Annotated in this window: 25 protein-coding genes; 11 read left to right on the top strand and 14 right to left on the bottom strand. The window is 45.6% G+C overall.

All coding sequences use genetic code 11. From position 1 onward, the window contains the following. Window positions 1-76 precede the first annotated feature (76 nt). The 4 genes from folP to XZ46_RS15510 form a co-directional block, all read right to left on the bottom strand. Window positions 77-922, bottom strand: coding sequence for a dihydropteroate synthase (folP, locus tag XZ46_RS15525; protein WP_008048776.1), 846 nt, complete (start codon window positions 920-922; stop codon window positions 77-79). A gap of 10 nt (window positions 923-932) precedes the next feature. Further along, window positions 933-1,658: a triose-phosphate isomerase gene (gene tpiA, locus XZ46_RS15520; protein ID WP_008048775.1), complete on the bottom strand. Its 726-nt coding sequence runs from the start codon at window positions 1,656-1,658 to the stop codon at window positions 933-935. 94 nt (window positions 1,659-1,752) lie between these two features. Further along, a complete protein-coding gene (locus XZ46_RS15515) occupies window positions 1,753-1,938 on the bottom strand; it encodes a PCP reductase family protein (RefSeq protein WP_006668263.1) in 186 nt (61 codons plus the stop codon). A gap of 35 nt (window positions 1,939-1,973) precedes the next feature. Next, complete coding sequence (locus XZ46_RS15510; RefSeq protein ID WP_008048774.1) at window positions 1,974-2,879, bottom strand: alpha/beta fold hydrolase; 906 nt, start codon at window positions 2,877-2,879, stop codon at window positions 1,974-1,976. A gap of 423 nt (window positions 2,880-3,302) precedes the next feature. On the opposite strand from XZ46_RS15510, the gene XZ46_RS15505 reads away from it, so the two are divergent. Then, a complete protein-coding gene (locus XZ46_RS15505; RefSeq protein WP_006668265.1) occupies window positions 3,303-3,947 on the top strand; it encodes a hypothetical protein in 645 nt (214 codons plus the stop codon). Between the two features lie 229 nt (window positions 3,948-4,176). Then, the gene (locus XZ46_RS15500) at window positions 4,177-5,061 is read left to right on the top strand and encodes an MBL fold metallo-hydrolase (protein ID WP_048895121.1); all 885 of its coding nucleotides are present in this window, start codon (window positions 4,177-4,179) and stop codon (window positions 5,059-5,061) included. 152 nt (window positions 5,062-5,213) lie between these two features. Here the strand turns inward: XZ46_RS15500 and XZ46_RS15495 are convergent, their stop codons facing one another. Further along, on the bottom strand, window positions 5,214-7,232 hold the full coding sequence (locus tag XZ46_RS15495) for a DUF1565 domain-containing protein (protein WP_048895120.1): 2,019 nt from the start codon (window positions 7,230-7,232) through the stop codon (window positions 5,214-5,216). A 216-nt stretch (window positions 7,233-7,448) separates the two neighbouring features. Between XZ46_RS15495 and XZ46_RS15490 the strand changes: the two genes are divergently transcribed. Beyond that, complete coding sequence (locus XZ46_RS15490; RefSeq protein WP_008048765.1) at window positions 7,449-8,546, top strand: thiamine phosphate synthase; 1,098 nt, start codon at window positions 7,449-7,451, stop codon at window positions 8,544-8,546. 118 nt (window positions 8,547-8,664) lie between these two features. Here XZ46_RS15490 and XZ46_RS15485 read toward each other — a convergent pair whose 3' ends face one another. Both XZ46_RS15485 and XZ46_RS15480 read right to left on the bottom strand, forming a co-directional pair. Next, window positions 8,665-9,666 (bottom strand): NAD-dependent epimerase, encoded by a 1,002-nt coding sequence (locus XZ46_RS15485; protein ID WP_008048763.1) that lies wholly within the window; start codon window positions 9,664-9,666, stop codon window positions 8,665-8,667. Between the two features lie 251 nt (window positions 9,667-9,917). Beyond that, window positions 9,918-10,421: a hypothetical protein gene (locus XZ46_RS15480; protein ID WP_008048761.1), complete on the bottom strand. Its 504-nt coding sequence runs from the start codon at window positions 10,419-10,421 to the stop codon at window positions 9,918-9,920. Window positions 10,422-10,861: 440 nt separating this feature from the next. On the opposite strand from XZ46_RS15480, the gene XZ46_RS15475 reads away from it, so the two are divergent. Then, a complete protein-coding gene (locus XZ46_RS15475) occupies window positions 10,862-11,167 on the top strand; it encodes a YkvA family protein (RefSeq protein ID WP_006624962.1) in 306 nt (101 codons plus the stop codon). Here XZ46_RS15475 and hrcA read toward each other — a convergent pair. From hrcA to XZ46_RS15455, 4 genes are all read right to left on the bottom strand, one after another. Beyond that, entirely contained in the window at window positions 11,164-12,234 is a 1,071-nt protein-coding gene (gene hrcA, locus XZ46_RS15470) for a heat-inducible transcriptional repressor HrcA (RefSeq protein WP_008048758.1), read from the bottom strand. The genes XZ46_RS15475 and hrcA overlap by 4 nt on opposite strands. Window positions 12,235-12,444: 210 nt before the next feature. Then, the gene (petJ, locus tag XZ46_RS15465) at window positions 12,445-12,789 is read right to left on the bottom strand and encodes a cytochrome c6 PetJ (protein WP_006624964.1); all 345 of its coding nucleotides are present in this window, start codon (window positions 12,787-12,789) and stop codon (window positions 12,445-12,447) included. A 133-nt stretch (window positions 12,790-12,922) separates the two neighbouring features. Then, on the bottom strand, window positions 12,923-14,026 hold the full coding sequence (gene rfbB / locus XZ46_RS15460; protein ID WP_006624965.1) for a dTDP-glucose 4,6-dehydratase: 1,104 nt from the start codon (window positions 14,024-14,026) through the stop codon (window positions 12,923-12,925). Window positions 14,027-14,154: 128 nt separating this feature from the next. Further along, window positions 14,155-14,967 carry a tetratricopeptide repeat protein gene (locus XZ46_RS15455; protein WP_187757690.1) on the bottom strand — a complete coding sequence of 271 codons (813 nt, stop codon included), beginning with the start codon at window positions 14,965-14,967 and terminating at the stop codon, window positions 14,155-14,157. A gap of 539 nt (window positions 14,968-15,506) precedes the next feature. On the opposite strand from XZ46_RS15455, the gene XZ46_RS15450 reads away from it, so the two are divergent. The 7 genes from XZ46_RS15450 to XZ46_RS15420 all read left to right on the top strand — a co-directional run bounded on the left by XZ46_RS15450 (window position 15,507) and on the right by XZ46_RS15420 (window position 22,015). After that, complete coding sequence (locus tag XZ46_RS15450) at window positions 15,507-17,354, top strand: CapA family protein (protein ID WP_008048754.1); 1,848 nt, start codon at window positions 15,507-15,509, stop codon at window positions 17,352-17,354. Between the two features lie 74 nt (window positions 17,355-17,428). Beyond that, complete coding sequence (locus XZ46_RS15445) at window positions 17,429-17,851, top strand: hypothetical protein (RefSeq protein ID WP_006668271.1); 423 nt, start codon at window positions 17,429-17,431, stop codon at window positions 17,849-17,851. 22 nt (window positions 17,852-17,873) lie between these two features. Beyond that, on the top strand, window positions 17,874-18,068 hold the full coding sequence (locus tag XZ46_RS15440) for a hypothetical protein (RefSeq protein WP_008048752.1): 195 nt from the start codon (window positions 17,874-17,876) through the stop codon (window positions 18,066-18,068). Between the two features lie 5 nt (window positions 18,069-18,073). Further along, entirely contained in the window at window positions 18,074-18,841 is a 768-nt protein-coding gene (locus XZ46_RS15435) for an HAD family hydrolase (RefSeq protein ID WP_008048750.1), read from the top strand. A gap of 53 nt (window positions 18,842-18,894) precedes the next feature. Beyond that, window positions 18,895-19,083 carry a hypothetical protein gene (locus XZ46_RS15430; protein ID WP_006619610.1) on the top strand — a complete coding sequence of 63 codons (189 nt, stop codon included), beginning with the start codon at window positions 18,895-18,897 and terminating at the stop codon, window positions 19,081-19,083. A gap of 84 nt (window positions 19,084-19,167) precedes the next feature. Beyond that, on the top strand, window positions 19,168-20,628 hold the full coding sequence (locus XZ46_RS15425; protein WP_008048748.1) for a methyl-accepting chemotaxis protein: 1,461 nt from the start codon (window positions 19,168-19,170) through the stop codon (window positions 20,626-20,628). Between the two features lie 19 nt (window positions 20,629-20,647). Further along, a complete protein-coding gene (locus XZ46_RS15420) occupies window positions 20,648-22,015 on the top strand; it encodes an ABC transporter substrate-binding protein (protein WP_008048743.1) in 1,368 nt (455 codons plus the stop codon). A gap of 298 nt (window positions 22,016-22,313) precedes the next feature. Here the strand turns inward: XZ46_RS15420 and XZ46_RS15415 are convergent, their stop codons facing one another. Genes XZ46_RS15415 through XZ46_RS15405 form a run of 3 tightly spaced genes read right to left on the bottom strand, consistent with a single transcriptional unit; the run spans window position 22,314 to window position 26,148 of the window. Beyond that, window positions 22,314-23,810 carry a UDP-N-acetylmuramoyl-L-alanyl-D-glutamate--2,6-diaminopimelate ligase gene (locus XZ46_RS15415; protein WP_006624974.1) on the bottom strand — a complete coding sequence of 499 codons (1,497 nt, stop codon included), beginning with the start codon at window positions 23,808-23,810 and terminating at the stop codon, window positions 22,314-22,316. A gap of 45 nt (window positions 23,811-23,855) precedes the next feature. Further along, on the bottom strand, window positions 23,856-24,131 hold the full coding sequence (locus tag XZ46_RS15410; protein ID WP_006624975.1) for a glutaredoxin family protein: 276 nt from the start codon (window positions 24,129-24,131) through the stop codon (window positions 23,856-23,858). 58 nt (window positions 24,132-24,189) lie between these two features. After that, window positions 24,190-26,148: an ABC transporter ATP-binding protein gene (locus XZ46_RS15405; protein ID WP_008048734.1), complete on the bottom strand. Its 1,959-nt coding sequence runs from the start codon at window positions 26,146-26,148 to the stop codon at window positions 24,190-24,192. Window positions 26,149-26,239: the final 91 nt, after the last annotated feature.

Raw genomic sequence — 26,239 nt, 5'->3', positions numbered from 1 at the left:
TTTGCCTCGGTCATCGAGTACGGGGCGCGCCCAGGAAACCCGAAACCATCAAATGGCGCGATCGCGCCTTCCCATTTTAGGCTCGACGATAAATCGCATCTGCCACCCGCGCCACATCTACCAGTTGTGGCACATCATGTATTCTGAGAATATCAGCAGAATTAGCGATCGCAGCCACACAAGCCGCCGCCGTCCCCCAGACACGCCCTTGAGGATGAGGCTTGTCAAGAATCTTACCAATAAAACTCTTACGGGAGGGTCCCACCAATAGCGGACAATCGAGATCCTTCAATAGGGGCAATTCTCGCAGAATCTGCAAATTTTGCTCTAATGTTTTGGCAAAACCAATCCCAGGGTCAACAATCATGTACTCTGCTGGAATTCCCGCCGCCATTCCCGCGGCCAGACGTTCCGCCAAAAACCCTTTAATTTCCCCCATCAAATCCCCATAATCCGTCAAAGTTTGCATAGTTTGGGGAGTACCCCGTAGGTGCATTAACACCACTGGAACCCCCAAATCAGCCACCACTGATAGCATATCCGGGTCATATATCCCCCCAGAGATATCATTAATAATATCTGCCCCACAGCCCACTGCTGCCTCAGCAACCGCCGCCCGGGTCGTATCCACAGATATCACCATATCCCCCAGTTGTCGCAAACCCGCCACCACTGGAAGCACCCGTTCAAGTTCCGTTTCCAGAGACACCACCTCAGCCCCAGGACGGGTAGACACCCCTCCCACATCAATAATATCCGCCCCCGCCCGAACCATATCACCCGCCCGGACCAGGGCAGCATCTAGGGAATCGAACGCCCCGCCATCACTAAAGCTATCCGGCGTTACATTCAAAATCCCCATCAAATAAGTACGGCTTCCCCAATCAAAGGAATGACCCCGAATCGTGATTGGTTTAATCATCGCCAACCTATCAACGATAATTGACAATGCGGCTAAAACTATCCGGCTGCAAACTAGCCCCCCCGACCAAAGCACCGTCAATTTCCGACTGTGCCATAATTTCATCAATATTATCCGGCTTCACAGAACCGCCATATTGAATCGTCACGTTAGGATTACTCAATTTGCTACGGATGAGACCAATTACCCGATTAGCCTCCTCAGATTCGCAGGTGTCCCCGGTTCCAATCGCCCAAATCGGTTCGTATGCGATTACCAGGTTATTCTGATCTACATCTACCAGACCCTGTTCTAATTGGGAAAAAATATGAGATTCCGTCTCTCCCGCATCCCGCTGTTCCTTAGTTTCTCCCACGCACAAAATCGGAGTTAGACCGTGGTTTTGAGCCGCTTTCAGGCGCAGGTTAACTGTTTCGTTGGTTTCGCCAAAATATTGGCGACGTTCACTGTGACCTATGACCACAAACCGCACACCAATTTCCACTAGCATCGGGGGTGAGATTTCTCCAGTATAAGCCCCGGAATCTTCCCAGTGAACATTTTGCGCCCCTAGGCGTACCCGTGAACCATGCAAACTTTTGGACATCACACCCAAATCAGTGAAGGGGACACACAAAACCACTTCCCGATCTTCTGGGGTGTCCTCCAATTCCATCACAAACCCTTTCAGAAACTCCTGGGCTTCTGCTTGGGTTTTATACATTTTCCAGTTTCCGGCAATAATGATTTTTCTCACTTTTGGACCAATAAACCTCAAAAAACAATCAAAAGCCAACCCCTAGTTTAAAGGCTAGTGGGGTCATTTTGAGCAAATACTACCAGCGGTTTTACTACTGACCAAACTCAAGGCGTGCTTGTTCTACCAATTCCACTGTCACCTCTTCCTGGTCGGCTTCCCTGGCTAGTTGCTCAATCCTCTGTCTGGCTTGACCTCGGACGAAGTAGGGAATATTCTTGAGTTTGGCTGTGGCTTCTGGCTGCCACTTTAAATTGTTGATGTAGTCGGAATTGGACATAGCAAGTTCTGGCAACTGTTACCTAATTTTTTAGCTTATGCGACTTCTAGGGCTTTGAGCAAACTCCTAATTACGCCAATGGTTACGCCGGGTAATTCTAACTGCGGCGTTAGTCCTACGTCCTCGAGTTTTTGGAAAATTCGCACGGCCACGGGATTCAGATTGGCTAATCTTTCTCCCATCTCTGGACTGGTAAATTGGCTTTTTTCACCCCAAATCATGGCGGTGGGAGTGGTTAATTGGGGTATATATAACGATAAATCAAAGCATAAATCCCCTCGCACAAATGATAAAGCTGCATATTCGGCGTTAGGCTCTAGGGCGGATTCGAGATAGGCTTCGACGATTTCGTTATAAATTCGAGAGGGACGCGCAAATTGACGCTGCTCTAAAAAACTGCGAATTCCGATGGGGTTGGCTACGGCGGTGGCGTACAGAATTTGGTCTAAAATTGGGGTTTTGACAATTTGAGCAAATAAACTGTTAATATAATTTTGCCCAAAGTCCGATAAGCCGGAGGGGGTTGTGAGAATTAGCCCTTTGAATAATTCCGGTTTTTCGATCGCTACTCGCACGGTTAGGGCGGCGGTTACTGAGGAGGCGATCGCCATAATCGGTTCCTCGCAGGTGGCTTCTATGAATTCGGCGATCGTAGTTATATAATCCTCTGGGGTATAATCACGCGCCGGGTGTTCCGAACGTCCCCAACCTATCAGATCTGGCGCCAGAATTTTATAATCGGCTGCAAAGGCTGGATAGACTTTAGACCATTCATAAGCAGAAGAACCGCCCCCAAAACCATGCAAAAACAATAAAGACTGCTTTTTTTCGGCTTCCTTGTCTTCCGAGCTTATCCAGGGGCTTGTGGTAGCCGTATAATACACCATTCTACCTAGAGACGTAACTATCGAATCTGGCGCAAATCCAAGGGAATAAAACATTTTTAAAACTCCTTTAATTTTAGTTTTTTGCGAATATATTATGCCCATTAAATTGCCTTAATTGGACTATTCCGTTTGCTGAAAATTCCGGTTATATAACAGTGGATAAAATCGCGATAATGGGTAAATTGGCACTTTACCTCATCCCAGAGTGACTTTTGACTGTTATAATTCAGTGATGGGTAACACCCCTCACGGCTCTTAGCCCTCAGTGTACTGTCTTTAACTGTCCAGTGACCGGGTAATCAATGGGCCCAATTCCATGATGTTTTTTCCAAAATCTCCTGATTGGGGCTTGTCGTTCCTGAAAGCATGGCTAAGGGTATTTATTTAGCATCTAACCAACACAGATAGAACAGTTCCCGGTTGTCGGCTATAGCAGTAACAAAACCCTCAATTTCAATGCTGTCGAGGAATTTAGTTATGAGCATTTCTATGGTAGAGGATTTTAGCCCAATGGTGGCTCAGGAAGTGACTCGAATGCAGAATCACATCGGAAAATTAGACTCTAGCAAGCGAAAAGAAAAAACATCGGAACTGGTAGTTCATCCCGTGGGTACAGACTCACCGGGTTCTAGGGACAGGGCTAAATCTTCCGGGTCTGCTGACTATGAAAAATTGCCACAGTTGTCGCCCTCGACTCGCATTCGGTTAGCATTGGAAAAATTACAGGGATTTGAGAAAGTAGAGGAGCAATTCCAGCATTGGGGTATTAAATTTCATAATGCGATCGCCCTTCAACCCTCTAATCCGCGATTTGGCATTGAACCTGGGGTAACAGTTCTCATGGGCGCACCCAAGGGCGGCGCACTAGAAGTGACATTTTCCCACGCGGTGCGCCAAGTTTGGGCTAGGGTGACAAGTTCTCGACATACGGTGATGTCAGCCTTTGATGAAAATGGCCGATTACTGGCCACAGATGAGATCAAGGTTAATAAACCTAGTGATTCGATTGGGTCTGTATTACCGAACGCCGAATTAACCGTAACGGCGAAGAATATATCTAAAATTACCTTCTACACTTTTGATGCACAGTTAATTGTGGATCACCTCAAGGTTGAATTTTAACTGGTTTTGGGTATATGGGGCGATCGCACTATGGGGAATCTGAGCAACTATCGCAAAAGGTGCTACAAATTTTGCTAAGATGATGGCAGTTGGGTGGGAAACCATTAGCAATTCCTGACCTGGCGTACTTGGCTTGGTTTGATAACTTAGCCACAAAAATCGGATTACACAACCAAGGCTGAGTCAAAAGAAGCCATAAACCGCCTAGCTGAATCTTCCAAAAAAACCCATGTCCAGCACAAAACACCAATTTACGGTTCACTTTTGGGGCGTTCGAGGAAGTATTTCCTGTCCGGGAACGACAACAGTTCGATATGGTGGGAACACCCCCTGTGTTGAGATGCGGGTGGGGTCGCAACGATTGATTTTTGACGGTGGGACAGGCTTACGGGTCCTGGGACAAGCATTATTAGCAGAAATGCCAGTAACCGCTCATATGTTCTTTACCCATTCTCACTGGGACCATATCCAAGGCTTCCCCTTTTTTGCTCCGGCCTTTGTTCCCATCAATACGTTTAACATTTATGGAGCGATCGCACCTAATGGTTCCACAATTGAGCAGCGCCTCAACGACCAGATGCTTCACCCTAACTTCCCAGTTCCTTTACAGGTAATGGGAGCTAAACTTAACTTTATTGATATCACTATAGGCGAGTCAATTTACCTCGAAGATGATCTAGTCATTGAAACGGCTTTACTCAATCATCCGGGGGAAGCCGTGGGATATCGCGTCAGTTGGAAAGGCTACACCACCGCCTATGTAACCGATACGGAGCATTTTCCAGATCGTCTTGATGAAAATGTACTCAAGTTAGCCCGCAATGCTAATGTACTGATTTATGATGCCACCTATACCGATGAGGAGTATTACTCGCCTAAGTCTAGTAAGGTAGGTTGGGGACATTCTACCTGGCAGGAAGCGGTGAAGGTCGCTCAGGCTGCGGGAGTTCAAAAATTGGTGATTTTTCACCATGACCCACTACACAACGATGATTTCATGGATCAAATAGGTGAAAACGTGGCTGATGCCTTTCCTAATAGTTTGATCGCCCGCGAGGGTTTATCCCTACAGTTGATTCCGCCGTTGAAGAATATTGCCACCAGTGAAAAGTGAAATTTTCAATAGCCCCCGCCTACTTCTTGAGGTGGGAACCATTGAATTAGTTGGGCGCACCTCCACCCTAAAGAGACAGAGCCACCAAACTCCCGTGTGATCACCGATCCATCCCCACAGTAAAAGACGGTGGGGAATTCCGGCGATCCGTGTTAATTAAACGGTTCGATAGTCGCAGTAACACCCCGTTGGCGCAATTGTTGTAATAACCTATTCGCCTCGTGTTGGCTGCGGAAGGCTCCAGCTTGGATAAGCGATCGCCCATTAATCACCGTCGTAAAGGCTTGGGGAACCAGCGATCGCACTCTTTGCAGAATTTGACTGCTAGTATCATTCACCACCACCCTATATCGCAACCCCAATATACCCGCCGTAGTTGCAGGCGCAAGACCTGCCGTTACTTGGCTTGGTAGTTGTCCTCCCCCAGTACCAATAGGAATATTACCACCAGGAACCCGGAGAATATCAGACGAGGGTGCTGGTGGTGGGGATGTAATCGTAGATTGTCTTTGGGGTGGTGGTACCGGGATATAAACTGTTTGGGAGTTTTCTTCAGGATTAGAGGCACTGGTCACAGCCCGTCTCACCAGAGACAGCAACAGCGAGCCGGTAGACGGGTTTTCCGCCGCCGTCTGGAGCCTCACTGGTGGAGGTGGGGAACCCGCTGCTACAGGGGCAGACATCACAGGCTGAGGACGTTCTGGCGGCGGTACCGGAATTACAATCGCCTCCGAGTCATCCACAGGAATGGGAGGCGGTGCGGTGTTTGAAAGTGGAGTCACATTAGACTCAGGTAGATAAATAGGTAACGAAGCCGCTTGATTAATGGGGGAAATTGACGAAGAATGATTTTGACCACCCTCCTCAGTAGAACTTCCCATAATGCGATTAGCGATCGCAGAAGGCCCAGCCCCACTCTGGTAACTACCCGCCAACTCTACAGAGCCAGCATTTTTAGTCATAGCCAACTCATTACCGTAGGCAAGAATCGTTAAACCCTTAGTACCATTGTTCACATCATAGCGGCCATTATTGCGGATCACATTCTCTCCCGGTTCCGTTGGCGTTCCCAAATCCGGCAAAGATTGAGCAATAACCACAATACCATCACGCTCATTTTGTTCGATATAGTTATTGCGTAGTACCGGACGAGCGCTCGATTGAATCACTATGCCATCACGATTATAGGCAATTCGATTACCCACGACAAACGGCTCTGACTGTTGGGCGATATTAATACCAAAACCAGTGTTTTCAAAATCATTATCGCGGATTTCCGGCTTAGATGAACCATAGACAGTAATGCCATTCGCTCCATTATTAGCAAAACTGTTTTGTTGAACTAAAGGCGCACTGGTTCCCACCACAGAAATACCATCATGAATATTGCCCGTAAAGGTATTATTAGATACAACCATCGAGCTAGATTCAATCCATAAACCATAACCGCGCGGGTGAGGATTAGTCACAGTTACCCCACTTAACCGGGCTGCATTCGCTCCCACAATAGCTACATTCTGGTTAGCAAAAACCCGACTGCTAAACACTCCCCCGCCATAAATAACCACATCCCGACCCTTATTCTCGGTATTACCCTGAATTGTAATATTAGGTTTAAGTATTAAGGGGAACGCCTCTCCCGTCTCGACGCTATAGGTTCCTGGTGCTAATAAAATAGCCGTATTCGGTGGGGCGACTCTCAAGGCTTGGGTTATGCTTCTCAGCGGTGAAGCCTGTGTACCTTCCCCAGAGTCGTTTCCCGTAGATGAACTCACATAAATTACATTGACTGAATTGGGATCGGCGGAAGGTGCTTGAGCCAGTAGTAGGGGCGGGTGTATATAGTTGGCTGGTGTCTCCGATAGTTGCTCTCTGCACCCGTCTCTACAGGGGGTAGCGAATGCGGCTGATGCGATTCCCACTAATCCCACACTGGAGACTATAATCATTAAAATCAGCTTTAGAGATAACCAAGCTGTTGTAGGCTTAGGTGAACCTAGGGGGAAGAGAGGGCGGGATAGCAGCTTCAGATCGCTGCTAGTTAAGTTCCCATCATAGGCTGACGAGGGTGAGTTCAGGGAACTGTTGGGCTGGGTGTCTGTCAATGAAAAAGCCTCGGGTGAGGTTTGCTTTTTAGGATATTGACAGTTGCGGGGGGATTTAGAACTCACGGCAAAACTCCGACAAACTGTAATATTAATTGGGAAAATTAATCTATTTTGGTCCAGTATCCCCTATTATGGCAACACCTGGTTTTTTTATATGATTAATTTTCGTAATGGTGGTTCCGCCCACGGCTAAAGAAAATCTGATATATTAACCTGCGCCGTGGTTGATCATGATTGGGCTTGATTATTTGGCTTGATGGAGTTGGTGAGGAGATTTCGATGGGCGATTTGAATCATAAGACTAAACTGGGACAACCAGCACTTTATCGGATTTTAGATGCCAACTTAGACCGGGCGCGGGAGGGTATCCGAACTATTGAGGAATGGTTTAGGTTTGGCTTGGATAATTCGGAAATGGCTGCGGAGTGCAAGAATTTGCGACAGCAACTGGCACAGTGGCACAGTAATGAGTTGCGGATGTCCCGGGATACTACCACGGATGTGGGTACTCAGTTGAGTCATCCCTCGGAGGAAAACCGAGAAAGTCTCGAACAGGTGATACAGGTCAATTTTTGCCGGGTAGAGGAGGCTTTGCGAGTCCTGGAGGAATATGGTAAGGTTTACCATCCCAATATGGGGGCGGCGGTTAAGCAGATGCGCTACCGGGTCTATACGCTGGAAAGTAATTTACTCGCCTACGGACGACATCAGACGCTACAAAGGGCGAATTTGTATTTGGTGACTTCTCCCTCGGAAAGGTTGATGTCAGTGGTAGAGGCGGCTTTACAAGGGGGATTAAAGGTGGTTCAGTATCGCGATAAGGATACTGATGATCATCAGCGTTGGAAAAATGCCCGCCAGCTTTGTCAGCTTTGCCACCGTTATAATGCCCTGTTTTTGGTTAATGACCGGGTGGATATTGCGATCGCTGTTAATGCTGATGGGGTACATTTGGGACAGCAGGATTTACCTATTGCTGTGGCTAAACAGCTTTTGGGTCCTCAAAAAATTGTCGGTAAATCAACTACTAATCCCGAAGAGATGAAATTGGCGATCGCTGAGGGGGCCGATTATATTGGGGTCGGTCCGGTTTATGCTACTCCCACTAAGCCTGATAAGCAGGCGGCGGGTTTGGAATATGTACGCCATGCGACTCGTCATGCTTCGGTTCCCTGGTTTGCGATCGGCGGCATTAATATGAACAATTTTGATGATGTTTTGATGGCTGGGGCGACTAGGGTGGCTGTGGTTCGATCTTTGATGCAGGCGGAACAACCTACTCTGGTAACTCAATATTTCCTCTCCCAGTTTACCCGTGTTCAAACTTTACGCGATCGCCAGATTGTACCCGAAAATACTCCGGCAGATTTTTCCTGACCTGCTAGGGCGCTTGCCTTAATCATCGATAATTGAGCCTTGGGGGGCGAGGTGGTTGGTAGATGCGATCATAATATCGTCCCCATATCTGTGACGGCGAGTCCTGTCTCCCATCCGGTTAAACACCATAATAGGATTTATACCAAGCCACAAATTTTTCTACTCCCACCTCTATGGGTGTACTTGGTTTAAATCCTACATCTGCTATCAATGAATCTACATTAGCATAGGTAATCGGCACATCTCCCGGCTGCATGGGAAGCAGATTTTTCTGGGCTTTTTTGCCTAAGACATTTTCCAGGACTTCAATCAAATACAGTAAATTCACCGGCTTATTATTACCGATATTATAAATTTGATAGGGTGCCGTAGTTTTAACTCCCTGAATTTCCGCTTGATTGCTTCCCGGTTGTGGAATCTTATCAATTACCCTAATTACCCCTTCCACCACATCATCAACATAGGTAAAATCTCGCTGCATATTACCATAGTTAAATACCGGAATCGCTTGGTCGGCTAAGATGGCTTTCGTAAAAATAAACATCGCCATATCAGGACGATACCAAGGACCATAAACCGTAAAAAATCGTAATCCCGTCGTGGGAATATTATACAGGTGACTGTAGCTATGAGCCATTAATTCATTAGCTTTCTTAGTGGCTGCATACAGACTAACTGGATAATCTACATAATCCCCTACCGAAAAAGGTACAGTTTTATTGGAACCATAAACCGAACTAGAAGAAGCAAAAACCAAGTGTGGGATTTGATGATGACGACAGCCTTCTAAAACATTGATAAACCCCACCAAATTACTATCAATATAAGCGTAGGGATTTTGCAGTGAGTAACGGACTCCAGCTTGGGCGGCGAGGTGGGCTACCGCCTCAAATTGATGTTCGGAAAACAGGTTTTTGATGCCGAATTTATCGCATAAATCTAGTTTATAAAAGGTAAATTTTTCTAAGGGTTTCAGTTGGGCTATCCGGTCTTCTTTTAAAGATACTGCATAATAATCATTGAGATTATCAATGCCAATGACTGTATCCCCCCTTTTCAATAAATGTTGACACAGATGAAATCCAATAAATCCCGCCGCACCAGTTACTAATATTTTCACGGTTTTTTCTCCTCATCATCTATATGGGGGTATTTAGATTATTACAGATAGTCTGTGCTACTATTCGTGGGGGTTAGACAACGGATTTAACCATCGATCGCCGCCTAGACAATTGGTGGCACAGTTTGGCTATATTATAGCTAATTGGCTAGATAGTCAATCATTAAAATTAAGATACCCACCTGACTACTGTTAGGTGGGATCTTAATTATCAATCAGTTTGTTAGTTGACATTTAAAACCAACAATTGATTAGTCTAAATATCCCATCAATAGATCAGGATCATCAATGTCATTAGAAGCAATGGGACGGTTCATCACCATCGAAGAAATTTGTAGTTCAGTGGCTGAAACCGGACGGTTAGCCATAGAACCAGTAGGATTTTCCGATTGAATAAAAGTTACTGAAGCTGCATGAACAGCCTTCCCAATAGGGCGTTTGGCGGTTAACATTCCCGCTATTTCAAATTGGTTTTGTCCCACCGGACGATGATTAACGATCGCCGAGGGTTCTGGCGATACTTGAATTTGAGTTGGTGCTGAATTACCTTCTGTCGAACTTGATTTACTAGCCACGTCTAATTTCTCCTTGAGAGTATCTGATTCAGGTACATTGTCAGCGTCAGCCGCTTGAGTTTCAACTTCATCGGCTGGAGTCACTTGATTTTGAGGCTGATTATCTGTATCCTTTCTTGTATTGCTACGGGTTCGTCTACTTGTGTTCCTCCTATTTGAACCAGAAGAGTTAACCACCATAGTTAAATACCTTGTTTATCAAATGGAACTAACCCGCTGCCTCATGCTAAAATTGCCCGGGCAACTTAGTCCCTCATCTTAATTCTAGCGTTTGATGTTCCCTAATTACAGCCCCATTTTGGGGGATGCTGGAACTTAAAAAATCTCACCACAGGTGCTGGCATTGTAAAATCTATCCGTGTCTTTAGTAAAGAAGATTTAACAAAAAATAACTTTTTGCAATCATAAGTAATAAAAATAAACAATCCACACCTATAGCCTGTGGCCCCATTCCCTAGCTCATCCCCCCAAATCTAACGGCTCACCGGAATTCACCAAAATTCCCGAAATTGAATGGTGGTAACTCCCCTACATTAGGGGTGGCAAATCTACACTTTCATGGGGCGGGATAATTTGTCAAGCTAGAATCATAAACAGATTCGATATGGTGTGGCCCAGACATGAAAAATATTGTGCAGTCCTTTTATCTCTGGTATCGGCAAACCTTGCGCCATGCGAAATATCGCTGGCTGCTAATTGGTGGGACTCTGATTTATCTGATATCGCCGATTGATATTGCGCCTGATTTTATTCCGGTGATTGGATGGATAGATGATGGTATTATTGCCACGATGCTGGTGACAGAAGTTTCGGCCTTGGTTCTGGAAAAAATCAAGAAACGCAAGGCTGATGAAAGTACCTCAGAAGTTGGGGAAGCAACTGATGTTCAAGCATCAGTGGTGGATGTAGCGGCACAGGAGTTTTAACTAAGGGCTTCGGACAGGTAATTAGCGGTCGCTTCCACAAGAGCGATCGCATTTTCGTAGACCATGCGAGTAGGTCCCAATATACCCACACTACCAATAGGCTGGGAATTTTGGCGGTATTGAGCCGAGATGAGGGTACAACTGCGGATGGGTTCGAGGGGATTTTCCGAACCAATGCGGATGTTTACCTGTTGGGAGGGTTCTGGGGTCACAAAAATCAGGGGCCAGAGTTGCTCCTGTTCATCTTCGAGGAGATGTAGAATAGTTTGGACTTGCTGAAGTTCTGAAAATTCGGGCAGTCGTAGGACTTCGGAAACACCGCTAACCTGAATCCTAGTATATTCTGGAGTTTGGTGGCGATCGCCTAAACTCTTGAGCAACTGTTCGATAAAATTACTATATTGCTGAAAGCCTTGATCTATCTCAGTCCAGTCTAAAGTTGACAATTCAGCCAAAGCTAGTCCCCTAAGTTGGTGATTGAGAAAATTAGAGAGAATCTGTAATTCCTGTTCTAATATTTCGGTATCGTCGCCGATATCCTCAACTCCCGGGGCAATTTCCATCAAAATGGACTGGGTTTGATAGGTATGAGTCACCACAACTACCATAATTTTTCCTGACCCCATAGGAACCAGTTGCAAATGTTGGAGCCTTTCGGTCTTGGTTTGGGGCATAGTAATCAGGGAAATATAGCCACTGAGGGTAGAAAGAATTTGGGCTGCACCTCGTAGCACAGCCTCCAAACTACAACTATCAAAATTTAGCTGTTCCCGTAGGAGTCTAGCGACTTCCTTAGCGAGAGTATCAGAGGGAGTCATCAGGCGATCGACATAAATCCGATAGCCAGAATCAGAAGGTACTCGTCCGGCGGAAGTATAAGGTTGATAGAGTAGTCCGGCTTTTTCCAAGGCTCCCATACCATTGCGGATAGTAGCGGGACTGACATTGAGATTATACTCTTGGGCTAAGGATTTTGAGCCAACAGGTTCTGCTGTCGCGATATAGTGGCGAACAGTTGCCCAGAGAATTTGTTGTTGTCGTGCGGTTAACTTGGATTGAACAAACATTGCACTAAAATTCAGTTACCGAACAATTGTTAAGATTCAAGCTCTGCACATACCTTGACACACTTTATGATAAATCGCTAGGGAATAGAAAACAGAGGGGCGAAACTTTCCGGCTACAAGTCAAGAGTTGAACACCTGACCCTTTGCCCGAAAGCCTCACCCCTAGGGGAAAGGTAGTCTAAACTGTTGGTTTCTGATTAACCTAGGGACTTACCAGCCTTTTTCAGCTTGGTCTACAACATAAGCAGCAACGTCTTCGATCTGCTTGGGAGAGAGTCGGCCATTAAATGCAGGCATGGCGTTTTTACCATTAGTGACTTGGTAAGCCACGGAAGCCACTGCATCCTCATCAAATCCTTTCAGATATTTAGCCAAATCAGACTTGCTGAGGGTTTTGTTGGCAACAATCACATTGCGTCCGCCCATGTGGCAGGCTGCACAGTTAGCAGAAAAAACAGAAGCGCCAGCGGCAGCATCTGCAGCCAAAGCGGGACGTGGCAGTGCAAAGGTCAACAGAGCCACACAGAGTAAAATAACTGACAGCAGCTTTTTCAAAATCGTTCTCCTCTTCTTTAGGTTAAACAGACAGTTAAATGTCAACGGGTTTTATTTTACCGGAGTCTGCCAACTCCAGAAAACTGATCAACTGTTTTTTGTTGAAGATAGATGGGGGTTAACAATGGTGGGACTAGGCGTAAACCTGTCGATAGTAGGCTTGGTATTCTTCGGATAGTAATGGTTCCCACCAATGGCGATGGGTAAGATACCAGCCAACGGTCTGCCGTAACCCTTCTTCTACGGTGACTAGGGGAGCCCATCCTAACTGGGTTTTTAGCTTGCTGGAATTTATCGCATAACGGCGATCGTGGCCGGGTCTATCTTTAACAAAGGTGATCAGATCCATGGAGGGTTTGACGGGTAGGTGGTGGGAGGCTAGTTCGTCCATGAACCGACACAGCATCTTCACCAGGTCTAAATTGGTTACCTCGTTATTCCCGCCAATATTATAGGTTTCTCCGGGTTTACCTCGGTGAATGACTACATCGAGGGCGCGACAGTGGTCTAGTACATATAGCCAGTCTCGCACATTTTGCCCATCTCCATATATGGGGAGGGGTTTACCCAACAGGATATTAATACACATCAGGGGGATGAGTTTTTCTGGATAGTGATAGGGGCCGTAATTATTGGAACAATTGGTGATGATGGTGGGTAGGTTGTAGGTGTGATAGTAGGCGCGCACTAGATGATCGCTACCAGCTTTTGAGGCAGAATAGGGACTGTTGGGGGTGTAGGGGGTGGTTTCGGTAAAGGGAGGATCTTCGGGGCCGAGACTGCCATATACTTCGTCTGTGGAGACGTGCAGAAAACGGTAATGATCAGGCTGTTGGTGCTGGTTCCAATAGTGTCTAAAGGCTTCTAATAGGGTTAGGGTTCCGACAACGTTGGTTTGAATGAAGGCATCGGGACCGAGAATTGAGCGATCGACATGGGACTCGGCGGCAAAGTGGGCAATGGTGTCGATCGCCTCTTCTTCTAGTAATTTGTCAATTAAAGTGCGATCGCAGATATTACCTTCGACAAACTTAAACTGTTCCCGGTCTTCTAAGGTGGCTAGGTTCTGGCGGTTTCCGGCGTAGGTGAGGGCATCTAAAACGACGATGCGATCTTCTGGGTAAGCATTGCACCAGTGGTGGACAAAATTTGAACCAATGAACCCCGCCCCCCCAGTGACTAGAACCCGACGAGGATACAAATTTTCACTACTATCGTAGCTATATTGAACTGCCAAAGTGTTTTCCTCCAAACAGTCTTCTGGACTGGCGCTAACTGATCACTAAGTATATTTTGATTGATGGCAACTATTGTATCTTGAACCTAGTGGTTAACCAAAGCTGGCCAATATATCTTATTACTCGGTTATTCAATGCCTGTTGATTTATCGATGTTTTCCTGGGTCTCGGCTTCTCTTTGGCGATCGCCCATAGACTGCCACAGGGAAAAGGCCTGATTTAAATAATCTAGGGCCTGTTGTCTGTCCCCTAAAGCTAAGTGGGCTAGACCAATATTATTGAGGGTTTGCGCTTCCCCTGATAGATATCCCACGGATTGAGAAATCGATAAAGCCCGCTGGTAATACTCCAAACCACCAGAGATTTCCCCTAGGTTTACATAAACCTCACCGATCTCATTAAGTATATTAACTTTCCGATAAGGTTCCCCTATTTCGTCAAAGATAGATAGGGCTTGCTGGTAATAATCTAAGGCTGTGGTAGTTTCCTCCATGCTTAGGTGAACCTGACCAATACTTTGCAAAGTGTTAGCTTTACCAAACCCAGGGGGTAGCCTTTGTTCCTCTGGCGAATCGATTATATCCCACATTGACAGGGCTTGATTTAAATAATCCAGGGCGGGTTGATTTTCTCCTAATTCCGAGTAAGCGGAACCTATAGCGGTCATAGTGGCAGCGATCGCAAAAGAATCCCCGATTTGGTCTAATAAGGGCATCACCTCTTTAAATTTAGCGATCGCCTCCCGCAATGCGGATGGTGTTCCCTGTTTGGTCAGGAAAATAGCTTCTTGAAATAATTGGTTGGCCTGGTCCTGTGGGTTCTCCTGAGCCACCAACCTTGGTAACCGAATAGATAGGATTTCCGATGCGGAGGCGGTTAGTCCCGGTAAAACTAACCCTGCTATCAGCCCCATTGCCAAAACCCGAGTCAAATTAATCATAATTTCGTCCCCCTCCCCTATCAATTTGTTGCCATCATATCTTGACATACTCCCCTGTTTAGAAAAGGGGGGATTCTCCGGTAAAACAGCAACCGCAGGCTTAACCCGTCTCACGTCGCCTTCCCGGTGCGCCGTTGATATCCCAACCGCTTTCATGTTTTTACTGCCATTGTGATCACGGTCGATCAGGCTTGCTCAGGACGGAAAAGGCCAAAGCGCGAGTCATAAGACAGTGAAATACTCAAACCAGATTAGATGGTTGAAAGCTAGGGTGACGATCGCCACAATTATATAAACTTCAACCCTACCCCATGTCTCCAGCATAGATGGTCCGTGATTCAAAATGCTTGTGGAGACGATCTGGCGGGGGTTCAACAATTAACTTTGTTGGCTCTAGTTAAAAGTCGGTGAATTAAGAATCCCCGGTTATAATCTTTGATTTAACGAGGGAGTGTCAATTAAGATATAAGATATCCTAAAAGTTCCCATTCAGCCTGGGAGTTTGACAAGTAAGTGGTGTCAGGAGAGGAGATCTGTCAGTGAGTCAGCAAGAAATTCTTAGGTCTGCCTATCAGGGAGATCCAAAAGCGATCGCTATTTTACTCAACCAAGCCTTGAAACCTAAACAGGTGCAAGCACATCTCACTCTGGAATATAATCATCTCTATATTAGCCTAGAGTCCCCCACAATTCCCGACCAAGCTGCATCTGTCCGTGTCATTCACAAGGGATTAATGCGTCTTGAGCCTCCATCTATCTGGTGTGTTACGATCGCGGCACAATTAGGCGATGATCAGCACCCAGCTTGGATTGAGACTCTGGTACTAAAGTCGCCGCCTGTGGTGGTTAACCAGGTTAGCCCTAAAAATGCTCCGGTTTCTGACCCTAAACCTCCTCAAAAAACTAAGCGATCGCCTTCACCTAAGAATCAGAAAAAAACTCAGACTTCTGCGCCACCTAAAACCAAGAAGAAAACCAAAAAAGTGGCGACGGCTTCCCCAGTAGTATCTCAGATGGCCACTTCGGAAATTGCGCCTAATTCGGCAAGTTCGGCAACTACTAAAACCCAGAGAGTTAAAGTTGGACGGCTCAAATCTTTGTCTTTAGTGGGTTATATGACTCTGGCGATTTTGCCTTTGTCTGGGTTAATTGTCGGTGCTAAATGGGATAGAGTTTCGGCATCTTTGGCGACTATCCCACCGACTTTGGCTACGGCTTCTCAAGCGGTGCTGGAACAACTCCCCCAATTACCTAATTTCTCATTTGGATCTAATTCTGAAAATCCCACTATGGAAGTTGATCCATTGCTGACTAAGGCAACTATTGAACAGATCCGAAATATATCTGAGTTGACTATTTCATCACTACGGAATCCCATTGACCCTGATATGCGGATTACGATTAAATCGGTGGGTGATATTATTCCGGGAAGCAATTATCCTTACAATAAATTACATCCCAACAAGCAGGTATTATTTGCGGGGGTTAAACCAGCTTTACAAGATGCTGATATAGTCTTTGGTAATTTTGAAAGTACCCTAACTAACTATCCTAATAGCGCTAAAAATGTGGGTCGTGGTATGGTGTTTGCGTTTCGGACACCGCCGGAATATGCGGCACTTTTAAGGGAGGCAGGATTTGATATTTTGAGTGTGGCGAATAATCACTCGTTTGATTTTTTTGAAACTGGCTTTAAAGATACGATCGCTAATATTGAAAAAGCGGGAATGAAGGCGGTCGGCAAAAAAGGTCAGATTGTCTATCATGAGGTGAGGGGTGTAAATGTGGCATTTATCGGCTTTAGTTATTTTAATTATCATAATAATATGAATGATTTGGAAGCGTCGCAAGCCTTGATTAAGGAAGCGGCGGAAAATGCTGATATTGTGGTGGTTTCTGTACACGCGGGGGCGGAAGGTACTAGGGCTTTACGCATTCAGAATAGAACCGAATATTTTTATGGGGAAAATCGCGGTAATAAGGTATTATTTGCACGCACAATGATTGATGCTGGGGCGGATTTGGTGTTAGGACATGGCCCCCATGTGCCGAGGGCTTTGGAATTATATAATGGTAAGTTAATTGCTTATTCTTTGGGTAATTTTTTGGGATATCGCACTTTATCAACTCGCGCGGAATTGGGATATTCTCTAGTTTTGGAAACTCAACTTGATGTCATGGGTAATTTTGTCGAGGGTAGAATTATTCCGGTTCATCTTGATGGCCAAGGGATTCCGTCTCTGGATAATTCTTTGCGGACTGTGGGGTTAATGCGACGTTTAACTAAAAGTGATTTTCCTGATACTCCTTTGGAAATTGATGCTCAGGGTAATATTTTCGTGTCTCAACCACAACCGGAAACCTCAACGGCGATCGCTCCTGAATAAAAGCTAAATTGCTAAAAGTTGGGTTTTATATTATACTACAGTCTGGCTGTTGTTTGGGAAATTGGCATAAGACTATGAACTCGGAAAATTTGGTGGTTGAACCTATTTATATTGTGGTGATTGCGTCTACGATATTCTCGATTATCTTGGGTCTGATTTTTAAGGATATGCTAGAATATCAGGTGGCAGTTTGGCGACAGGATGACCGGAAAAATAGGATTAACTATAAAACTCCTAACGCTAAGGTGGCTTATGTAGCTATGTCGGTTTGTGTGTTTGTGGCTGTGTCTTCCAGTTTGCTGGTGTTTATTCCGATTTACTGGTTGGCTACTTTGGGGGGGGCTATTGTGGTTTTTCCTACGGCTTTATTGATTTGGCTACAGTTGGGATCAATGCTGAATCTTTGGGAAGATAAAGGGGATGAGGCGATTGATTTGGATAGGTTTTTTGAAGGCGATCGCGAAAAAATTACCGGATCGAAAAGTGACCAATCATAGTTAACATAGATACTCAGTAAAAATGGGCAGAAAAGCTAAACTTAAACATCTGCGAAAGCAACAACAGACTAATCCGACTGCGGACACCCAAAACAGTCGAGAAGTGGAGGCTGATCCGACTCATTTTGTGGATGAACTTAAACACCAGGGCTATGATCTGAAAGTGAGCGATCGCTGTCCAGAAATTCCTGAAAAAATTGTCAAACCGCAACTTTAGCACTGATGAGTCATCTAAAAGCAATCATTTTTGATGTGGATGGGACCCTCGCTGAAACGGAAAGGGATGGTCACAGATTAGCCTTTAATCAAACATTTGCTGAAGCGGGTTTAGATTGGGATTGGTCTATTGAATTATATGGGGAATTGTTGACGGTTTCGGGGGGTAAGGAGCGTATAGATTATTATATCAAACGCTACCATCCTAATGGTCAACCCCCCAATAATTTGGATGAGTGGATAGCGAAACTTCACCAAGCTAAAACTCGCCACTATCGGGAGTTATTAGCCAAGGGAGATATTCCCCTGCGTCCTGGGGTGAAGCGATTAATCACGGAGGCTCTGGGGGAGGGGGTCAGATTGGCGATCGCTACTACCAGCGCCTTTCCTAATGCGATCGCACTTTTGGAAGAAACCTTAAACCCCCATTGGTTTGAAGTAATTGCGGCTGGAGATATTGTCCCCCACAAAAAACCCGCCCCAGATATCTATAATTATGCATTAGAAAAATTGGGTTTGACTGCATCGGATTGTCTGGCGATCGAAGACTCCCGACAGGGGTTACTGGCGGCGCGAGGAGTGGGGTTAACCACGATTATTACTGTAAATAATTATACAAAAAACGAAGATTTTGAGGGTGCTGCCTTGGTGATCAATCATTTGGGGGAACCGGATCTTTCCTGTGAAGCGATCGCCTCTACAGCCTTGAATAGCGGTTATATCACCCTAGATTTATTAAGACATATCCACCAAATATCAACAGGTGTTATATAATAGCGACCAGTTTAATCGAAATATCCCTGGTGGCTTTGTAATTGGCAAGTTCTATGTCAGATTTTCCCATTGACCCCAATCTTTATTTGTTGCTGAGTGGCCACTGTTTGATTGGAGGGGTAGCGGCGGCGATCGCCTTCCAAAAAGGTCGTCGCCTCGGTGTTTGGTTAATTTTAGGACTAATAGGAGGGACGGCGGCTTTAGTCGCATCACTACTACTGAAACCAACTAAACCTAGTTAATAGCTATAACTAATCAACTTAACAGTAAGGCATCTGAAGCCCTCCCCAAGCATTTCATCTATTTATTAATGGGGTAATTAAGTCATGCTGAAAAGCCTTTGGAGTCTATTTTCTTTCCAACAAGGTAGCCTGCGCCAAAGAATTTTTAGGGGTTATCTGATTCCCTTAGTCCTATTTTTAATAGTTGCTGGCTTGGTCTATTTTATCGGTGTTCAGCCTGTCCAACAACAAATCAAAAATGTGGACAAAATTTATGGGGAAATTGAAGAGGTTAATAATCTAGCATTTAGCATTGTAGCAATGCAGCGGGCGGCTAGGGGCTATATTTTAGGTAGAGACTTGAGAGAGTTGGAGGAGTACGAAGAATGGGATACCCTCTTTTATGAACAATCGGAAAATTTGCGTAGTAGAATTCAAGAAACGGAACAGCGCCAAACATTAAATCGGATCATTAATATTGGTGATCAGGTTAATGAGTTCGATCGCCGTTTGATTTCCTACGTCCAATTAGGAAGACCAGAAAAAGTGACTGAGGTCTTACAACAAGCCGAAAATCAAGCCATTACAGAACAGTTAGAACAATTGGTGAGAGGTTTTGAGGCGACCAAGCGACAGCAACTTAATGACCAACAAAATCGGCAAATTAACCTATTAAGATGGCTGACAATTTTAATATTTGGCAGTACAGCCATTGGTGCGGTAGTTATCCTAACTATTGGCTTGGGAATTTCGGCTACTATTGACCGCGAAACGGCGCAAATTTCTAACTCTTCTAAGGAAATTACTAGCGCCTTGGAGGAACAGGAACGCAGCTTAGGAGTTCAGGCGACTTCAGTTAATGAAACTACGACGACTATTGATGAGTTAAATGCGGCAGTCCAGAACTCTACAGAACAGGCGAAAATTGCTACTGATGAAGCTCATCGCGCTTTGCTTTTGTCGGAAAAAGGTAGTGCGGCGGTTCAACAAACTTTGGATAGAATGGAAACACTGCGACAAACAGTAGAAGCGATCGCTAATCGTAGCCTAGAATTAAGTGAGAAATCCCTACAGATTAATAATATTGCTCAGTCAGTGAGTAACCTAGCTTATCAAACCAATTTACTAGCCTTAAATGCTTCTGTGGAAGCGGTGCGCGCGGGACAACAGGGGTTGGGTTTTGGGGTGGTGGCGGTGGAAATCCGTAAATTAGCCGATCGCAGTAAACAGTCAGCCGCAGAAATTAATACCCTGGTTTTGGATATTCAAAATGCTATTAACACCACGGTAAAAGTCACCGAATCAGGCAAATTAAGCGTTAGTGAAAGTGTGAAATCTGCTCACAATATGTCTAGTTCTTTTGCGGGTGTATCCCAAGCATTTCATCAGGTGTATCTCAATAATCAAACTATTGCGAGAACCGCAGAACAGCAATTACTGGCTCTACAGCAGGTCAGCGAAGCCATGAATAGTCTTAATCAGGTTGCTCGTGAAAATGCGGAGAGTATTGCCTTGTTAAGAACCAATACTCAACGACTCAATGAATCTCTGATTAATTTACGGTAAAATTTAGGGTAAATCTATCATGAAAACTCCTAATAAATTCAGCAAATACCTTGACAGAATCCCGCAAATGTGCTATAAATGTGGTCGATTTCATGATGTAAATTCGGACAGTCAGGATTTATCGGTCAATCTCAGCGACGCGGTAACTAAGGGATTAAATCATCCCCGAATGTTGTCTAAAAACTCCATCAGACGGCGACAGTTTTTGTTAGGACTAGCAGGGACATCAGCTTTGGGAGTTCTCAGCAATTGTGCGGCATCTCCAGACCCCAACTCTCAAGGTAATTCGTCGGGTGTTATGCTGGAAAAAACTCAGCTAAGAATTGGTTTTTTGCCGATCGCCTGTGCTACGCCTATTCTGATTTGTGAATCTTTAAACCTCTATGAAAAATATGGTTTAGATGTACAACTGGTGAAAATGAATAGCTGGGAGCAAATCCGAGAGAGTGCGATCGCCGGAGAACTTGACGCTTATCATATGCTCTCCCCCATGCCGATCGCCATTAGTTTAGGGTTAGAATCTCGTCGATTTCCCATCAGACTTGCTAGTATTGAAAACATCAATGGTAGTGCGATTACGGTAGCCATCAAACATCGAGAAAAAGTCAAAACCGCCGAAGATTTTAAAGGATTTAGGATTGCTATTCCTTTCAATCACTCAATGCACAATCTCCTACTCAGGTATTATCTGGCTAATAGCAAAGTTCACCCAGATCGGGATGTAGAATTAGTGGTTACACCGCCGCCCAATATGCTGAACAGGTTAAGAAGTGGCGAAATTGATGCTATGGTGGCTCCTGAACCTTTTAACCAAATAGCAATTAATCAAGGTCTGGGTTTTATTCATCTTTTAACTAGAGACCTGTGGCCGGGTCATCCCTGCTGTTCTTTCACTACTTCTCAGGAATGGATCGACCGTTATCCTAACACCTTCCGTGCTATAAATAAAGCAATCATTGAGGGTTCCTATTATGCCAGCCAAAGTCAGAACCGCACAGACGTAGCGCGGCGACTAGCACAGTTACAATATCTGGATGCGTCGGAAGATGTGCTGCGACAGGTAATGACCGGACAGTTTGTTAACCGCTTAGGTGAATCTCTGAATATTCCCGATCGCATTGATTTTGACCCTTACCCGTGGAAAAGTTTTTCCTACTGGATTACTTCACAATTTGAACGCTGGGGATATGCTCCCATGGGAAGCCTTAATCATGAAGCGATCGCCGCCAATATTTTTCTAACTGGACTCGCACGCCAAATGGCTAAACAGTTAGGTCAGCAACCCCCTACCATCACCCTCCGCTATGAATCCTTAAAATTTGATACTTTCGACCCCAGTGAACCGGAAAACTATGCCATACAACAGATTGAAAAGTTTGGTTTTTAATGGCAATTGACCCACCAGAAAAGGGTAGCGTCAGAAATCCTGAATCATCATGAATATATGAGGGGGGAAGACTGACGCACCAGAAATTTGTAGGGTGTGTCAGAAATCCTGAATCATCATGAATATATGAGGGGGGAAGACTGACGCACCAGAAATTTGTAGGGTGTGTCAGAAATCCTGAATCATCATGAATATATGAGGGGGGAAGACTGACGCACCAGAAATTTGTAGGGTGTGTCAGAAATCCTGAATCATCATGAATATATGAGGGGGGAAGACTGACGCACCAGAAATCAAGTTAAGAATACTTATTTGTTAAGGCATCTCGCGCTTGTTCGCGGTCATCAAAATGCACTTTTTCCGTGCCAATAATTTGATAATCTTCGTGACCTTTCCCAGCAATTAAGACACCATCGCCGGGTTGAGCCTCGTCGATAGCGGTGCGAATAGCTTTAGCCCGATCGCCAATTACTATAGGTTTAACATCAGCCGGAATTCCCGCGAGAATATCTTGCAAAATGCGGTCAGGATCTTCGGTGCGGGGATTATCGGATGTGACTACGGCTAAATCGGATAAATCCGCCGCAATTTTACCCATTTTCGGGCGTTTAGTGCGATCGCGATCGCCCCCACACCCAAACACGCAAATCATCCGACCGGGAATAAACGGACGGGAGGCTTTCAGTAGATTTTCCAAACTATCAGGAGTATGGGCATAATCAACAATGACGGTAATATCCTGCTCTGGGGAAAGCTGGACCCTTTCCATGCGACCAGGAACGCCGCCAAAGGCTGGTAGAGAGTCCACCATAGCCGACAAATCCAAACCGAGGGCTAAACCCGCCCCCAGGGCTGCCAATAGGTTAGAGAGGTTATATTGACCGACTAAGGGTAGGGAAAATGAAGCCGATCCCATGGGGGTATGGAGAACTCCCTTAATACCTGTGGGTTGATAAACGAGGCTATCTGCCCATATATCGGCGCTGGGGTCACTGACGCTATAACTCCAAAAGCGATCGCTCCCCAACCGTGCCATCAACTTTTTACCATAGTCATCATCAGCATTAATAATCGCCTTACCCTGGAGATAATCATCACTAAATAGCAACGCTTTCGCCTCAAAGTAATCATCCATGGTGGGATGATAGTCTAGGTGGTCCTGAGTCAAATTAGTAAATACTGCCACCCGAAACGGACACCCCAAAACCCGGCCCTGGTGTAAAGCATGGGAGCTAACTTCCATGACCCCAAATTGGCAGCCTGCACCTACTGCGTCAGCTAATTGGTGTTGAAGTTCCACCGCAAAGGGGGTAGTATGAACAGCGACTTCTTGAAACCCCGGCCAACGGGTGTAAAGGGTTCCCAGTAAGGCTGTAGGTTGGTCAAGGTTGCTGAGGAGAAATTCGATCAGGTGAGTGGTGGTGGTTTTGCCATTGGTTCCGGTCACCCCCACTAATTTGAGGGTTTGGGCGGGATGGTTATAAAATGCTGTGGCTATCTCAGCGCAGGCTGTGGTCATGTCGGCGGCGGGAATGACACAGGGAATGGTATCAGAGTCTGTCTCTGGTGGGGTATTGCTGGCTGCGGACTGGGAAACTATGGCGGCTACCGCACCGGAGGCGATCGCACTTGGCCAAAAATCCCCTCCATCAACTCTTGTTCCCGGCATTCCTAAAAACAGATCCCCTGGCTTACAGGCGTGGGAGTTAGTCGCCAAGCCTGTGATTTCCATGTCTAAGGCGGGGTGATACTCTGGGGGTAGTAAGTTGGGGTTGAGTAAATCTTTGAGTTTCACGGGTCAAACTCCTGCCAATTTGATGATTATTGTTAATCTAATGTTTTACCAATATTTTTGTAGGATTTGTTCCAACTGGTAGGCGGAAATACGGGGAGATGGTCTGGGGATGGGTTCTTCGGTCAGGCTGCGATCGCCACATTTATACAGGACTGGGACTTCGTATTGATAGAGTGCATACCAGTCGGGTCGGGTGGTGATGTCCCTAACTTCCAGGTCAAACTGACAGGGACTATTGCTATCTGCTTGAATTTCTTCCAGTTTCTCCTGGAGGTTTTCGCACAAATGACAGCCAGGTTTACTATAAAGTATGAGTTTCATTGAGGACTAAAGTTCCGGGTTCAATCTATTTATTGGGGTTAGTTATCGAAGATGATAGTTAACTGGCAACTCGTTGGATATCTCCGGTGGGAATAGAGGCGATTAGTCGGCGGGTATATTCCTGTTGAGGATGGCGATAAATCTCCTCTGAGTCTCCGATTTCCTCGATTTTGCCTTGGTTCATGACTACAATGCGATCGCTCATAAATTTAACCACACTCAAATCATGGGAGATAAAGATATATGTTAGCTCAAACTCCCTTTGTAGCTCCCTCAGCAGGTTTAACACCTGGGCTTGTACAGAAACATCCAAAGCTGACACCGACTCGTCACAGATGATAAATTTGGGGTTTAAAGCCAGAGACCTAGCAATACAAATCCGTTGTCTTTGTCCTCCCGAAAACTCGTGGGGATAGCGTCTCATAAAATCCGGGTTCAGTCCGACTCTTTCTAATAAATAAGCAGTGCGATCGCGCCTTTGTTTATAGTTCCCGACCGAGTGAATTAACAGGGGTTCCATCACCGCATCCCCAATGGTTAAACGGGGGTCAAGGGAACTAAACGGGTCTTGGAACACAATTTGCATCTCCCGCCGCACCCACTTCATTTTTTGCTGAAATTCCCGGCGTTGGCGATAGTCTTTTAAACGATTAATCCAAGGACCAGAAGGCTGATAATTTGTAATATCTTCCCCAGCAAAAATCACCCGACCGCTATGGGGGAGAATCAGTTGTAAAATCGCCCTAGATAGGGTACTTTTCCCGCAGCCAGACTCTCCCACCAATCCTAATGTTTCTCCGGGGAATACATCAAAAGACACATCATCAACTGCCATAAATAGTCTTTGAGTACCTCCTAACACCCCAGGAATTTTAAATCCTACTCGCAAATTTTGCACCGATAACAACGGCGAATTATCCGGGTTGCTGGGAACCTTCTCGGCTGTCTCCCGCGTCTCATTGGGGATGTTTTTTTGAGATTCAATGGCACTAAGTTCTGTGCCTGTTTCCGTGGTGACAACTTCCATAAAATCCGCAATCGTGGCAAGTTTTTCACCCCGTCGGGTTTCCAATGTGGGACGACAAGCCAGCAATCCCTTGGTGTAGGGATGTTGGGGGTTATTAAACAGTTGGTTAATCGGGTTTAATTCCACGATTTTACCCTGATACATCACCGCGACTGTATCGGCAATTTCGGCAATAACTCCGAAATCGTGGGTAATGAAAATTATCGACATTCCTCGGCGATCGCGTAATTCTCGCAGCAGGTCTAAAATAGTCGCTTGTACTGTCACATCCAAAGCCGTCGTCGGTTCATCAGCAATCAATAATGTGGGATTGCAGGAAATAGCCATCGCAATCATTACCCGTTGCAGTTGCCCCCCAGAGAGTTCGTGAGGATAGCGATCGAGAAATGCTCGTTTTTGGTCATTTATCCGAGTTTGCCACTCCCGCTGTGAGGGTGGGTTATTAATATCATCATTATTCGGGGGAGTTTCTAACTGTAGTTGCTTGAGGATTTGCTCATCACTAGGTAACAGTTTGACTTCCTGCAATAAACTCGTCGCTTTCCATAATCCTTCACGGGGGGTAATATCCTGATGCTGTCGGATAGCTTCTATCAGTTGAAAACCAATCGTATAAACCGGGTTGAGGGAACTCATCGGTTCCTGAAATATCATAGAGATTTCACCGCCGCGAAATTGCTGCTTTTGAGATTCTGGCAGTTGTAGTAAATCGATCGCTCCTTCTGTGCTATCATTGTTGTGATCAGCTTCATCCGCCTGGGGGTTTCCTGGCCGAAACCAGATTTCTCCCCCCACTTGAGATGTAGCCGGGGACAGCAACCCCATAATTGCTAAAGATGTGACAGATTTTCCCGACCCGGACTCCCCAACAATTCCTAGGGTCTGTCCGGGTTTGACCTGAAAGGAGATCTGATCGACCGCGCGGGTGATTCTCTGGTCAGATTTAAACTGAACCTGTAGGTTTTTGACATCAAGGACAAAATCTGGCATAGCTAGGGGGAGTTTTCAGGACTTGCGGGAAATTTCCCCGATTTTAGCAGAATTGTTAAGAACTCTCACCGAATCCCATCGTAAAGCACCG

It is taken from the genome of Limnospira indica PCC 8005 (assembly GCF_000973065.1).
GTDB lineage: Bacteria > Cyanobacteriota > Cyanobacteriia > Cyanobacteriales > Microcoleaceae > Limnospira > Limnospira fusiformis.
The sequence above is the reverse complement of the archived record's forward strand: the minus strand, read 5'-3'. Positions and strand labels throughout refer to the sequence as shown.

Bases quoted from the DNA above. Each gene is read 5' to 3' on its own strand.
- folP (WP_008048776.1), bottom strand. From the start codon at position 922: ATGATTAAACCAATCACGATTCGGGGTCATTCCTTTGATTGGGGAAGC.
- XZ46_RS15515 (WP_006668263.1), bottom strand. From the start codon at position 1,938: ATGTCCAATTCCGACTACATCAACAATTTAAAGTGGCAGCCAGAAGCC.
- XZ46_RS15510 (WP_008048774.1), bottom strand. From the start codon at position 2,879: ATGTTTTATTCCCTTGGATTTGCGCCAGATTCGATAGTTACGTCTCTA.
- XZ46_RS15505 (WP_006668265.1), top strand. From the start codon at position 3,303: ATGAGCATTTCTATGGTAGAGGATTTTAGCCCAATGGTGGCTCAGGAA.
- XZ46_RS15500 (WP_048895121.1), top strand. From the start codon at position 4,177: ATGTCCAGCACAAAACACCAATTTACGGTTCACTTTTGGGGCGTTCGA.
- XZ46_RS15490 (WP_008048765.1), top strand. From the start codon at position 7,449: ATGGGCGATTTGAATCATAAGACTAAACTGGGACAACCAGCACTTTAT.
- XZ46_RS15480 (WP_008048761.1), bottom strand. From the start codon at position 10,421: ATGGTGGTTAACTCTTCTGGTTCAAATAGGAGGAACACAAGTAGACGA.
- XZ46_RS15475 (WP_006624962.1), top strand. From the start codon at position 10,862: ATGAAAAATATTGTGCAGTCCTTTTATCTCTGGTATCGGCAAACCTTG.
- hrcA (WP_008048758.1), bottom strand. From the start codon at position 12,234: ATGTTTGTTCAATCCAAGTTAACCGCACGACAACAACAAATTCTCTGG.
- XZ46_RS15455 (WP_187757690.1), bottom strand. From the start codon at position 14,967: ATGATTAATTTGACTCGGGTTTTGGCAATGGGGCTGATAGCAGGGTTA.
- XZ46_RS15445 (WP_006668271.1), top strand. From the start codon at position 17,429: ATGAACTCGGAAAATTTGGTGGTTGAACCTATTTATATTGTGGTGATT.
- XZ46_RS15440 (WP_008048752.1), top strand. From the start codon at position 17,874: ATGGGCAGAAAAGCTAAACTTAAACATCTGCGAAAGCAACAACAGACT.
- XZ46_RS15435 (WP_008048750.1), top strand. From the start codon at position 18,074: ATGAGTCATCTAAAAGCAATCATTTTTGATGTGGATGGGACCCTCGCT.
- XZ46_RS15430 (WP_006619610.1), top strand. From the start codon at position 18,895: ATGTCAGATTTTCCCATTGACCCCAATCTTTATTTGTTGCTGAGTGGC.
- XZ46_RS15425 (WP_008048748.1), top strand. From the start codon at position 19,168: ATGCTGAAAAGCCTTTGGAGTCTATTTTCTTTCCAACAAGGTAGCCTG.
- XZ46_RS15420 (WP_008048743.1), top strand. From the start codon at position 20,648: ATGAAAACTCCTAATAAATTCAGCAAATACCTTGACAGAATCCCGCAA.
- XZ46_RS15410 (WP_006624975.1), bottom strand. From the start codon at position 24,131: ATGAAACTCATACTTTATAGTAAACCTGGCTGTCATTTGTGCGAAAAC.
- XZ46_RS15405 (WP_008048734.1), bottom strand. From the start codon at position 26,148: ATGCCAGATTTTGTCCTTGATGTCAAAAACCTACAGGTTCAGTTTAAA.